Below are 12,547 nucleotides of genomic sequence, written 5' to 3' on the forward strand. Positions count from 1 at the left end.
TTCTTGCAACGGATTGTCCGACCCCCGCGGCCGGATCAATCCGGGGCGTAGGCGCGAATATCCACTTGGCCGTCCTTGGTTCCGTGGACGAGGAAGGTTCCGAGTTCCAGCTGGCTCATCTCGATCAGCCACCCGGCCTTTTTCCTGACCAGGCGGATGTCGCCCTCGCTAAGAACCTCGCGATAGCGAGAAACCCGGTTGGCGACGATGGCTTTGCCGTAGTTCTCGGAGTGGAAGACGCTTGCCGCCGCCGCCGCCTGGTCGAAGGGACGAAGCGAGCGGAGGTTGGCCATGTCGGGAGTGAATCCGGAAAGGTCGATGCCGGTAAAGGCGCCGATATGGGCGACCAGGGGTGCGGGATCGGCCACCAGCGCCTCGTAGCGGACGTACAGGGTCCGCTCCTGGAACAAGGGCGAGGGGCAGGTCATGCATTCCCCGTAATAGCGGGCGATGGTCGTCGCGAGGTCGCCCGCCTCGCTCTTGCCGAATTCCTTCGCACCCTTGCGCTTGGCGGTCAGCGCGGAAGCCACCGTGTCCAGGGGATTGCGCAGGATCACGACGAAGCGGGCCTCGGGCAGCAACTCGTGGATCTGCGGAAAGCGTTCCGTCAGCTGAGGATGCTTCATCACCAGGACCCTGGGATGGCCCAGGCGGTCGGCGGCGATTTCCAGAAGCTCGGTCAGATGACGGGCGAAGGTGGCGCGCATATGGTCGCGATCGGTGAAGAAATACCTGGCGTGTTCGTCGAACATGCGGGCCGTGCGCCAGTAGCCTTCGACGGTCCCCCTGAGAAAGACGGATTCGCCGACCATGGGATGGCAGTCCGGGCTGGCGCAGAGGATGGTTTGCAGCATCGTGGTGCCGGTGCGTAGGTAGCCACCGACGAAAATAATCTTCATGGCGTCATTTCTCCCGGTGGGTCTGGAAGTGCCCGGAACAGGGTACAGGATTTCCCCCCGCGGAGCCGGCGTCAATCCGGAAAAGCGGAGGGCTGTTGACGGGCGTGGCGTCCGGGTATCTATAATGCGCGGCATCGAACCTGGGCAGACGGAAGGATGACGGTCGTGGCGGTGAAATTCGGGCTTCGGAGCTTGGGCGCGGCGTGTTTCGCGGCGCTGCTGGCCGGTGGCGTCCTCGGCGGGTGCGAAGAAGCCCGCTACCGCGAGATGGAAGACCCGGCCAAGGGCAAGCCGCAGACCGGGCCCGTGTTCAAGGACGAAGGCAAGGCCCAGGGCAGCATTCTGGGCGACGGCCTGATCTTCGGCGGCGAGAAGAAGCGCAAGGGCGAGGAAGGCGGCGAGGGCAGCGGGATCGGCGTCAACAGTTTCCTGTGGCGCGCCAGCCTGGACACCATCGCCTTCATGCCCGTGGCTTCCGCCGATCCCTTCGGCGGCGTCATCATCACCGACTGGCATACCCAGCCGGAATCGCCTTCCGAACGGTTCAAGCTGAACGTCTACATCATGGGACGCAGCCTGCGGGCCGACGGCGTCAGGGTCTCGGTATTTCGCCAAGTGGCGGCCGGGGGAAGCTGGGCCGACGCCCCGGTGCCCGGCGAGACCGCCACCCGGATCGAGGACGCCATCCTCACCCGCGCCCGGCAGATGCGCAACGAAACGCTCAACAAGTAGGATACCTTTCTATATAAGGGATCGTGGCGGCGGCTCCGGGCGGGGTCGTCGCGGCCGTGATTCCGGGCGGGGGACCCCATGATCGTTGCGCGCTATAACGTCAAGGAAACCGAGGCCAAGTGGCAGGCCGTCTGGCGCGAGCGGGGCACGTTCCGCGTCGAAGTCGATCCGGCGCGGCCCAAGTACTACGTGCTGGAGATGTTTCCCTACCCGTCGGGCCGCATCCACATGGGCCATGTGCGCAACTACACCCTGGGCGACGTCGTGGCCCGGTTCAAACGGGCGCAGGGATTCAACGTGCTGCATCCCATGGGGTGGGACGCCTTCGGCCTGCCGGCGGAAAACGCCGCCATCGAAAACGAGGTCCATCCGGCCAAATGGACCCGCGAGAACATCGCCACCATGCGCGGGCAGTTGCAGTCGATGGGATTCTCCTACGACTGGGACCGGGAAGTCGCCACCTGCGAGCCCGAATACTATCGCCACGAACAGAAGATGTTCCTCGATTTCCTCAAGGCGGGCCTGGTCTATCGCAAGGAATCGTGGGTCAACTGGGACCCGGTGGAAAATACGGTTCTGGCCAACGAGCAGGTGGTGGACGGCCGGGGCTGGCGATCCGGCGCACCGGTGGAAAAGCGGCGCCTTTCCCAATGGTTCCTGAAGATCACCGCCTTCGCCGACGATCTGCTCGCGGAGCTGCAGGCCCTGGACCGGTGGCCCGAGCGGGTCCGCCTGATGCAGGAGAACTGGATCGGCCGGTCGGAAGGCGCACGCGTCTTCTTCGCGCTCAAGGGGCGGGCGGATCGGCTCGAGGTCTATACCACCCGTCCCGATACCCTGTTCGGGGCATCGTTCTGCGCCATCGCCGCCAACCATCCCTTGACGGAGGAGCTGGCGACCGACAACCCCACCCTGGCCGCCTTCGTCGGCGAGTGCAATCGCATCGGCACCAGCGAGGCGGCCATCGAAACCGCCGAGAAGATGGGCTTCGATACGGGCCTCAGGGTTCTGCATCCTTTCGTCGAAGGGCTGGAAATCCCGGTCTACGTGGCCAACTTCGTGCTGATGGACTACGGGACCGGGGCCATCTTCGGCTGCCCGGCCCATGACCAGCGCGACATGGACTTCGCCCGCAAGTACGGCCTGCCGGTCCGGCCGGTCGTCCTGCCGGCCCGGCTGCAGGGCACCCCGGAGGCCGAGACCTTCCTGCGCGAGTTGACGGAAACCGCCGGCGAGGCCTATGACGGCGACGGAGTCGCGGTGAATTCGGGCTTCATGGACGGGATGGCGGTGGCGCAGGCCAAGCAAGCGGCCATCGCACGGCTGGGCGCGTTGGGGCAAGGCGAAGGCGCCGTCCAGTATCGCCTGCGCGATTGGGGCGTGTCCCGCCAACGTTATTGGGGTTGTCCCATACCTGTCGTTCATTGCGAGACCTGTGGGATCGTACCGGTTCCCGAGAAGGACCTGCCGGTCCGGCTGCCCGAGGACGTGACTTTCGACAAGGCCGGCAATCCGCTGGACCGCCATTCCTCCTGGAAGGACGTGTCCTGCCCGCGGTGCGGCGCGGCGGCACGGCGGGAAACCGATACCTTCGACACTTTTTTCGAGTCGTCCTGGTATTTCGCCCGGTTCTGCGATCCCAGGGACGGCGCCGAGGCCTTCGCGCGTCAAGCCGTCGATTATTGGCTTCCGGTCGACCAGTACATCGGTGGAATCGAGCATGCCGTCCTGCACCTGCTTTATTCGCGGTTCTTCACCCGGGCGCTCAGGGAATGCGGCTACCTGGGGATCAAGGAGCCCTTCGCCGGCCTGCTGACCCAGGGCATGATCTGCCACGAGACCTACAAGGACCAAGGAGGTGCGTGGCTCTACCCCACCGACGTGGTCAAGGGCGACGGCGGGACGGCGATCCATGCGAAGGCCGGGACGGCCGTCGTGGTCGGACGCTCCGAGAAGATGAGCAAGTCCAAGAAGAATGTGGTCGATCCGGTCCATATCATCGACACCTACGGCGCCGACACGGCCCGCCTGTTCATGCTGTCCGACAGTCCGCCGGACCGCGATCTCGATTGGACGGAAGCGGGCATCGACGGCGCCTGGCGCTACGTCAACCGTCTGTGGCGCATGGTCGCCGAAAATGCGATTCTCGAAGGGGCGGCCGGGGAAGTCGCTACCGGGTGTCCGTCCGCGGCGGTGGAGAAATGTCGGCGCCAAGTCCACAAGACCATCGCCTTGGTGACCGACGATTTGAGCCGGTTCCATTTCAACAAGGCCGTGGCCCGCATCCGCGAGTTGACCAACGCCCTCGAGGAAATCAAGCCGGGGGAGGCCGGAGGGCCCACCGTGATGCGGGAGGGCCTGGAGGTGGCGGTTCGTCTGATCGGCCCCATGATGCCCCACTTGGCCGAAGAGATGTGGCAGGCCCTGGGGCACCGGGAACTTCTTCTCGCCGACGCATCCTGGCCGGTGGCCGATCCGGCGTTGCTCGCCGACGAGACCGTCACCGTCGCCGTCCAGGTCAACGGCAAGACCCGAGGCACCATCGAGGTGCCCAGGGATGCCGACCGTACCGTCGTCGAGGCGGCGGCCTTGGCCCTCCATACCGTGGAAAAGGCGATGGAGGGCAAGTCGGTCCGCAAGGTCATCCTGGTTCCGAACAGGATCGTCAATGTGGTGGTCTGAACGCTTGCGCAGCGGGGTCCTTCTGGCGGTGGCGATAGGCCTGTCGGGATGCGGATTCGAGTCCGTATACGGGACCAAGGGCGGGTCCGGCGATCCGACGGTCGAGACGGAACTGGCGCGGATCGATGTCGCCGCCATCAAGGATCGTGAAGGCCAGATCCTTCGCAATCATCTGTTCGATCTCCTGACTCCGAAGGGGCGGCCGGCGAAGCCCGCCTACAAGCTCGTGGTCAGGCTACGGATATCCGAGCAGAGATTGGGCGTAACGGCATCGGCGACGGCGACGCGCGCCAATCTCTGGATCGACAGCAGCTTTTCGCTGAAGGACCCAGCCGCCGGAAAGGGATCCCCAATTCCCGAGGACGAGGGGCGCGCGCGAGAAGACGCCGAGGATATCGTTTCACCCGGAACCCTGGTCCAGGGTAGTCGGCATGTCGTCGCAAGCTACAACATCCTCGCCAACGATTTTTCGACGGTGAGGGCCCGGCAGGACGCGCTGGAGCGGGGGCTCCTCGAAGCCGCTCGCGATATCCACTCCCAAATTTCCGTCCATTTCGCCCAGAGGGCGAAGATGTCCCACAAGGGTCCGAGCCGGTGAAGATCCAGGGGGGCGACGTCGAGTCCTTCCTCCGCCAGCCCCCGGTGAACTTGGCCGCCATTCTCGTCTATGGGCCCGACTCGGGGCTGGTCAAGGAGCGTCTCGACGCCTTGGCGCGAAGCGTCGTCGGCAATCTGCAGGACCCCTTTCGCCTGGTTGAACTGGATGCCGCAGGCCTGAAGAGAGATCCGGCGCGACTGTCCGACGAAGCCCGGGCCCTGTCCTTCGGCGGCGGCAAGCGGGTCGTGCGAATTCGGCAGGCCGGTGATGCGGCCGGCCCCATTCTGGAGGAGTTTCTCGCCAGCGCTCCGGGCGGCGCGGCGATGGTCTTGGTGGAAGGCGGCGATCTGGCAAGCCGATCACCCCTCCGCAAGGTGTTCGAGCAGGCCAAGAACGGTGCCGCCGTCGCCTGTTATGCCGACGATGCCCGGTCTCTACCCGGCGTCATACGCGAAACCCTCCAGGCCCGTGGCCTGACCCTGGCGCCCGACGCCCTCGCTTTCCTGGCCGAGAATCTCGGGTCCGACCGGCTCGTCACCCGCCAGGAATTGGAAAAGCTCGCGCTCTATTGCGGCAAGGGGATGGTCACGCTGGAGGATGCGCGGGCCTGCGTCGGCGACAGCGCGGCCAGTTCCCTCGATGCCCTGGTCGGTGCCGCCGCCGGGGGAAAGCCGGACGAACTCGACTTGGCCCTGCAGCGGGCGCTAGCGGAGGGGGTGGCCGCGGTCGGAATTCTGCGCGCCGCCGGCCGCCATTTTCATCGTCTCCATCTCGTAAGGGGCTTGGTGGATCGGGGCATGGCACCCGATGCCGCTGTGCAAAAATTGCGTCCGCCTCTGTTCTTCAAGACTGCCGACGCGTTTCGGGCGCAGTTGAGGCTCTGGACCGGCATCGGGCTGGCCCGCGCCCTTGAGATCCTGACCGAGGCGGAAATCGACTGCAAGACAACCGGCATGCCCGACGACGCCGTCTGCGCCCGCGCGCTCATGCGGCTCGCCCAGGCCGCGGGCGCCGGAGAGCGACGCCGGGCCTGAACGAGGAAAAGCCGGGGATCGCTCCCCGGCCCATCCCGTCAGTCGCCGCCGGCCAGGGGCCGTCAGTCGTCCTTGGAAAAATCGATCTCGCCCTTGACCGCCTCGCTGACCCAGTCGCCGGCCGCGGGCGTCGGCGACCCGCCGCCGGCCGCCCGGAGTTTCGGTGCCGGCTTCGGCTTGCCGGCCGGATCGGCCAGGCCGGGCGTGGGGAAGGCGCCGTCATCCGCCACGGCCTCGTTCTTCCGCGCGGGCGGTCTCGGGGTGGGAACGTCGTCAAGAACCAGATTCGCGTCCGGATCGTTGCCGCCGTCGCCCGCCGGTAGAATCGGGTCGAGCACGGTCCGATCCGGGCCGCTTCCCCCACCGCCATGGGTCAGGCGATGGAGGAGATCGTCGAGCTGCTCCAGGGTCGAGTAGTGCAGCACCAGGCTCCCCGCACCACCGTTGACCCGGATTTCCACCTTCAAACCCAGAACGTTGGCCAAGTCCCGCTCCAGGGCCAAGGTATCGGCGTCCTTCTCGACCGCGGCGGCGATGCGGGCCATGGCGTGGCCGGTATCTTTCTTCTTCGCCAGCTTCTCGGTCTGGCGGACATTCAAGCCTTTCTTGACGACGTGCTGGGCCAACTCGATGACGTTGCCGGGCGCCCCGAGCAAGGCACGGGCGTGGCCCGCCGTCAGTTGGCCGTCGTCAAGCAACGACTTCACTTCGCCGGGAAGAGCGAGGAGCCGCAGCATGTTGGCCACATGGCTACGGCTCTTCCCGACCGCCTGGGCCAGTTGTTCCTGGGTATGGCTGAACTCGTCCATCAGGCGCTGGTAGCCCTCCGCTTCTTCCAGGGCCGAAAGGTCCTGGCGCTGAAGGTTTTCCACCAGGGCAATTTCCATTGCATCCTGATCTGATAGCTCCTTGACCACGACCGGAACTTCGTGCAGCCCAACGAGCTGCGCCGCCCGCCACCGTCTCTCTCCCGCAATAATTTCGAATGCGTTAGGTTCATTTGGGTGACGCCGGACTAGGATCGGCTGGAGGATGCCCTTCGTCCGGATCGATTCCGCTAGATCTTTTATTTGATCGGGATCGATGCGATGACGTGGCTGATACCGACCGGGATGCAGGAACTCCACCGGAACGGTCTTAGACGCCCGAAGCTTATCAAGTTGAGCATAATCTGTCTCGTCCTCCCCGAGCAGGGCGGAGAGACCGCGGCCTAGATTTTTCCGCTTGGCGACTTCAGCATTCATCACGCGGCCACCTGACGTTCACGGCGCAGCACTTCGCTGGCCAAGCTGAGATAGGCCTTGGAGCCGGCGCACTGCATATCGTAAATGAGAACCGGACGGCCGTGAGACGGGGCCTCGGAGACCCGGACGTTGCGGGGGATGATCGTATTGTACACTTTGTCCCCAAAGAAACCCCGTACATCCGAGGCAACGGCATCCGACAGGTTATTGCGCTTGTCGAACATGGTCAGAACCACACCCTGGATTTCCAAGGCCGGATTGAGCGCCTTCTTGACCCGTTCGATGGTCTTAACCAGGTGGCTGACACCTTCCAAGGCGAAGAACTCGCACTGGAGGGGAACCAATACCGCCTGCGAGGCGACGAGAGCATTGACGGTCAAGAGACCGAGAGCGGGCGGGCAGTCGATCAAGACGTAGTCATAGTCCCCGGCCTCGATTTCCAGCGCCGTCTTGAGACGGTACTCCCGCCGGCCGACATCCACCAACTCGATCTCGGCGCCCGAGAGGTCGACTCCCGAGGGAACGATATGCAGATTGGGGATCGAAGTTTCCATGATGGCCTGAGTCACCGCGGCCTCGCCCATCAGCACATGATAGGAGTTCAAGCCGCGGTCCTTGCGCTGGACTCCAAGGCCCGTACTCGCGTTGCCTTGAGGGTCCAGGTCGATGACCAGGACCTTCTTTTTGACCGCGGCCAGGGCGGTGCCCAGGTTGATGGCCGTGGTAGTCTTGCCGACGCCACCTTTTTGGTTGACGATGGCCAAGATGCGGGACCTGCCGCGCAGGGTCAGGCCTTCAGCAATCTGCGATACCATGATGACGCGAAATCCTCTCCAAACTCAGGATGACCCCCGAAGCGTCCGTGAGGCTCGGGTACTGGTTCGCCGTCATATTCCATGTTTTTCGCGATTCCGTCAATTCATCTTGTACAGAACGCCCCTTCAGGAACAGGCAAATCGTCGTCGGCCGCAGGAATGGCTGACCGTATTGAAGCAGAATCGATAGGGGGGCGAGGGCCCGGGCGGTCACGACATCAATGGGGCCCGGCAGACCGAGGGTCTCGATTCGCCCGTGGTGAACCGTGGCTTTAGCCCCGGTAAGACGAATGGCCTCGCGCAAGAAGGCGCACTTTCGTGTATCCGAGTCCACCAAGTGAACCATGGCCGGGCCCAGAATTGCCAGAACGAGCCCCGGAAAGCCTGCTCCGCTCCCGATATCGAGGATGGCTTGGGTCGTTGGCGGCAAATAGCTCAGAAGCTGCGCCGAATCCAACATATGCCGCCGCCAGAGATCGTCCAGGGTCGACGCACCGACGAGGTTGATCCGCTTCTGCCATTTGACCAGCAAATCGGCATAGGTCCGCAAGCGATTAAGATTGGGGCCCGCATCGGGGATCGTCCGTAGGAATTCCTCAGGTGACATGGGTCGCGGGATCTTCGACATATCATAACCTCGCGGAAATCCTTGTTTCACGTGAAACGTTGGGGACCCGATTCGACCAACTTCAAGCGAAGGCACCCCGCGTTCGCTTCCTGACATGAGCTAATAGCGCCACCAGGGCTGCCGGGGTCACCCCAGGAATGCGCGACGCCGCCCCCAAGGTGGCCGGGCGGGCCCGTTCCAACTTCTGGCGGACCTCGGCGGAAAGGCCCCCGATGGCCAGAAGGTCCAGATCGGGGGGAAGTTCGAGGGCCTCGTCCCGGCGATAGGCCGCGATGTCGGCATTTTGCCGGTCCAGATAGCCGGCGTAAAGCGCGTCAATTTCCAACTGGCGGGCAATCGCCGCTGGAATTGCGCCGAGCGTCGGCCATAGCCCGACAAGGCGTTGCAGGGACATCCCCGAATGGGCCAACAACTGCCAAGCGGACCGACGAACTCCGTCTTGGTTCACGGCAATCCCCCGGCCCACTAACTCGTTCGGCGTGGCGCTCACACCTTCCAATAAGGCCTTGGCGCTGGACAGCGCCTCGACTTTCGCCGAATAGACCGACCATCGTGAAGTCGCCACGCAACCAATGGACCGCCCCTTTGCGGTCAAGCGCCGATCCGCATTGTCGGCGCGCAAGAGAAGACGATATTCAGCCCGCGAGGTAAACATCCTGTAGGGCTCTTCGGTCCCCAGGGTAACCAGGTCATCGACCATCACGCCGAGATAGCCCTCGGCCCGGTCGATGGTAAAGGCTCCGCCGCCGCCGGCATGGAGCGCGGCATTGACTCCGGCGATTAGCCCCTGGGCCGCGGCTTCTTCGTAGCCGGTCGTTCCGTTGATCTGTCCCGCCAGATAGAGCCCTGGCACCCGGCGCGTTCCCAGGGTCGGATCGAGTTCCCGCGGATCGATGAAGTCGTATTCAATCGCGTAGCCTGGCCGAATCATCCGCGCCTGCTCCAGGCCCGGAATGCACCGGATCAGTTCCCGCTGAACATCCTTCGGCAGCGAAGTCGAGATTCCGTTCGGATAAACCGTGGCATCGTCCAGGCCCTCGGGTTCCAGAAAGATCTGATGACGCGCCTTGTCGGCGAAGCGAACCACCTTGTCCTCGATCGACGGGCAGTAACGGGGACCGACACTGCCGATCTGGCCGGAATACATGGGAGCCCGGTGCAAGTTCTTCCGGATCAGATCGTGGCACTCCGGCGTCGTCGCCGTGACATGGCATGGCACCTGGGGCAAGGTCACATGATCGTTCAAGTAGGAAAACGGTTCGGGCGGGTCATCGCCATTCTGGGGTTCCAGGTCCTCCCAACGAATGGTACGGCCATCCAGCCGCGGTGGCGTCCCCGTCTTCAATCGCCCCATTCGGAAGCCCAGGCGCCGGAGCGTGTACGCCAAGCCAACCGCCGGCCGATCCCCGTACCGGCCGGCGGGATAACGGATTTCACCCACATGGATCAGGCCCCGCAGGAATGTGCCCGTGGTTATCACCACGGCACCGCAGGGCAGAGTTCGACCATCGGCCAGCCGGACCCCGGCCACCGCGCCTCGGGGGTCAATGACAAGGTCCTCGGCCGTCCCCTCCATCAAGGTCAGACCGTCAACCTCAGACAAGGCATTTTGCATCGCCGCGCGATAGCGGCTACGGTCCGCCTGGGCACGAGGGCCCCAGACTGCCGGGCCCTTGCTTCGGTTCAGAACCCGGAATTGAATGCCGCCCGCATCGGCTATCCGGCCCATCAGTCCGTCCAGGGCGTCGATCTCACGCACCAATTGCCCCTTTGCCAATCCCCCGATGGCCGGGTTGCAAGACATCTCGCCGATGGTCGCCAGCCGTTGCGTTAGCAAGACCGTACGCGCTCCCAGGCGCGCCGAAGCCGCCGCGGCCTCCGCCCCCGCGTGTCCCCCTCCGATGACGATGACTTCCGAAGTACTCATGCCGTCCTTGTATTCCCAGGTCTTCCGAGAGTCAAACTATGCCTTCATTTGGCTATGGGCTAGTAACGGTGAATCATCGGTGAATTCCCGGTTTCTTTGTCGTCCCTCGTACCGGTTTGCCACTCTCCCAGCCCCGTGTTTCACGTGAAACATTGCCAAGCCGAATCCGCTTAGCGCTCGCCCCGGCCCGCTCGTTGTTTCACGTGAAACATAATGGGGATTCCGTTTTGTTCACATCACCGGAGTCACTCGTCCTGAGCCCCAGATGTAGTGGGCCACACGGGCTCCCTTCACAACATCCCGTGGTTCATTTGCCAATGCAGAAATCACGGAAGATCACGTCCAATAGCTCCTCCACGCCAACCCGCCCGGTGAGGGTGCCCAGCGCTTGCGCCGCGGTACGCAATTCCTCCGCCCGCAATTCCACACCTTCGGCCGAGACGAAGCGGGCCAGGGCCGATTGGCAGGACTCCAATGCCCGTCGGTGGCGGGTTCGGGTCATGGCGGCACCGTCCCCATTTCCTGTCGTTCGTGTTCGTACTTCTTCCGCGATCCGAGCCAAGAGCAGATCGACACCCCGGCCGCCTCGCGCGGAAATCGGGATCAGGCCCCGGGTTGGCGCCTGGCATTCTTCTTCTTTGTCCATCAGATCGACCTTATTCAGGACGGAAAGGGTGTCCGGTCCAACCAGAGCCAACGTCGCAGCATCCTGGTCCGGCCAAACTTCCGCTGAGAAGATGGCCAGCCGCAGGTCGGCTCCTGCCGCATGGGCCTTTGCCCGTCGGATACCCTCCTGCTCGATCTCGTCGTCACTATCCCTCAAACCGGCCGTGTCCGCCAAGATCACGGGATATCCCGCCAAGTCCATGCGCACCTCGATGACGTCCCGTGTGGTTCCCGCGCGTTCCGATACGATGGCTGCCTCCCTTCTCGCCAGAGCGTTCAACAGGCTGGACTTACCTGAATTGGGCGCGCCGACGATGGCGATACGGAATCCGTCCCGAAGGATCTCCCCGCGCCGTCCGTCAGCCAGATGATCGCCAATCCCACGATTCGCCGACGCAACGAGACTCGTCACTTCCGCTTCCAGATCCGCCGGCAAATCCTCCTCGGAAAAGTCGATGGCCGCCTCCAGATAGGCCTGAGCTCGCAGCAGCTCTTCCCGCCACGCATCGTATTGCCGACCCAATGCCCCTTCCATCTGCCGTAGCGCCTGACGCCTCTGAGCCGCCGTCTCCGCATTCACCAGGTCGGCCAGACCCTCGACCTCGGTCAAGTCCAGCCGACCGCTGCCGAAGGCGCGGCGGGCGAATTCTCCCGCCTCGGCCGGGCGCAACCCCTCCCTGCCCAGGACTTCCAGCACCCCGGCCACTACCGCCCGCCCCCCATGAAGCTGGAACTCGACGACGTCCTCACCGGTAAAGCTGGCTGGCCCAGGGAACCAGAGAACCAAGCCATCATCCAGGGTCTCCCCTGTCGCCGGGTCCTCGATTCGGCTACGTATCGCCCGTCTGGGCGTCGGCAACGGCTTTCCCGTCAGCCGTTGCAGAATCGGAGCCGCCTGGGGACCGGAGACCCGAATGATCGCCACCGCCGCAGGCAGGCCGCCGCTGGCGAGAGCGAAGATAGTATCGCCCATCGTTGCCATGCCGAAACCTCTCTAAATCTCGGGATCTGGTTATATCTGCCCACTAGATATTGAAAGGCTTAGCGGCCTGATTTTTCCGCTAGCGTCACTTCTTATCCTTGGGCCCCATCTGGGACCAGAACATCTTCTGCAGCTGTTCCCAGCCCTGGATACCGGCCGGCAACCAAGTCTTGACCAGTGTTTCCGGGTCCATCGCGGCCAGGTTGGCCTTCATGCGCTGTTCCACCTCCGCCATCAGGGCTTCCTGCATGGGCCGCACGTCGGGCAGGCCGAAGAATTGGCGAGCCTCCTCGGGCGTACAGTCGATATCGATGGTGACCTTCATGAAACCTCGTCTCCC

Annotated in this window: 10 protein-coding genes and 1 pseudogene; 4 read left to right on the forward strand and 7 right to left on the reverse strand. The window is 63.9% G+C overall.

The genetic code is table 11. From position 1 onward, the window contains the following. Positions 1-35 precede the first annotated feature (35 nt). Complete coding sequence (locus H7841_00785; protein ID MEO5335417.1) at positions 36-899, reverse strand: sulfotransferase; 864 nt, start codon at positions 897-899, stop codon at positions 36-38. Positions 900-1,064: 165 nt separating this feature from the next. Between H7841_00785 and H7841_00790 the strand changes: the two genes are divergently transcribed. The 4 genes from H7841_00790 to holA all read left to right on the forward strand — a co-directional run bounded on the left by H7841_00790 (position 1,065) and on the right by holA (position 5,945). Then, complete coding sequence (locus H7841_00790) at positions 1,065-1,631, forward strand: DUF3576 domain-containing protein (protein MEO5335418.1); 567 nt, start codon at positions 1,065-1,067, stop codon at positions 1,629-1,631. Positions 1,632-1,709: 78 nt separating this feature from the next. Then, positions 1,710-4,313, forward strand: coding sequence for a leucine--tRNA ligase (leuS, locus tag H7841_00795; protein MEO5335419.1), 2,604 nt, complete (start codon positions 1,710-1,712; stop codon positions 4,311-4,313). After that, positions 4,300-4,911, forward strand: a complete 612-nt coding sequence (lptE, locus tag H7841_00800) for an LPS assembly lipoprotein LptE (GenBank protein ID MEO5335420.1) — start codon at positions 4,300-4,302, stop codon at positions 4,909-4,911. Before leuS ends, lptE begins: the two co-directional genes overlap by 14 nt. Next, entirely contained in the window at positions 4,908-5,945 is a 1,038-nt protein-coding gene (gene holA, locus H7841_00805; GenBank protein MEO5335421.1) for a DNA polymerase III subunit delta, read from the forward strand. The genes lptE and holA overlap by 4 nt, the downstream gene beginning before the upstream one ends. A gap of 374 nt (positions 5,946-6,319) precedes the next feature. Here holA and H7841_00810 read toward each other — a convergent pair. The 6 genes and pseudogenes from H7841_00810 to H7841_00835 form a co-directional block, all read right to left on the reverse strand. Further along, positions 6,320-7,189: pseudogene (locus tag H7841_00810) on the reverse strand (ParB/RepB/Spo0J family partition protein). Then, on the reverse strand, positions 7,189-8,004 hold the full coding sequence (locus tag H7841_00815) for a ParA family protein (protein MEO5335422.1): 816 nt from the start codon (positions 8,002-8,004) through the stop codon (positions 7,189-7,191). Before H7841_00815 ends, H7841_00810 begins: the two are co-directional and overlap by 1 nt. Continuing rightward, complete coding sequence (gene rsmG, locus H7841_00820) at positions 7,985-8,611, reverse strand: 16S rRNA (guanine(527)-N(7))-methyltransferase RsmG (protein MEO5335423.1); 627 nt, start codon at positions 8,609-8,611, stop codon at positions 7,985-7,987. The genes H7841_00815 and rsmG overlap by 20 nt, the downstream gene beginning before the upstream one ends. A gap of 82 nt (positions 8,612-8,693) precedes the next feature. Next, entirely contained in the window at positions 8,694-10,559 is a 1,866-nt protein-coding gene (gene mnmG / locus H7841_00825) for a tRNA uridine-5-carboxymethylaminomethyl(34) synthesis enzyme MnmG (protein ID MEO5335424.1), read from the reverse strand. A 307-nt stretch (positions 10,560-10,866) separates the two neighbouring features. Then, entirely contained in the window at positions 10,867-12,198 is a 1,332-nt protein-coding gene (mnmE, locus tag H7841_00830; GenBank protein ID MEO5335425.1) for a tRNA uridine-5-carboxymethylaminomethyl(34) synthesis GTPase MnmE, read from the reverse strand. Positions 12,199-12,292: 94 nt separating this feature from the next. After that, a complete protein-coding gene (locus H7841_00835) occupies positions 12,293-12,532 on the reverse strand; it encodes a DUF6489 family protein (GenBank protein ID MEO5335426.1) in 240 nt (79 codons plus the stop codon). Positions 12,533-12,547: the final 15 nt, after the last annotated feature.

This window comes from Magnetospirillum sp. WYHS-4 (assembly GCA_039908345.1).
Classification (GTDB): Bacteria; Pseudomonadota; Alphaproteobacteria; order Rhodospirillales; family GLO-3; genus JAMOBD01.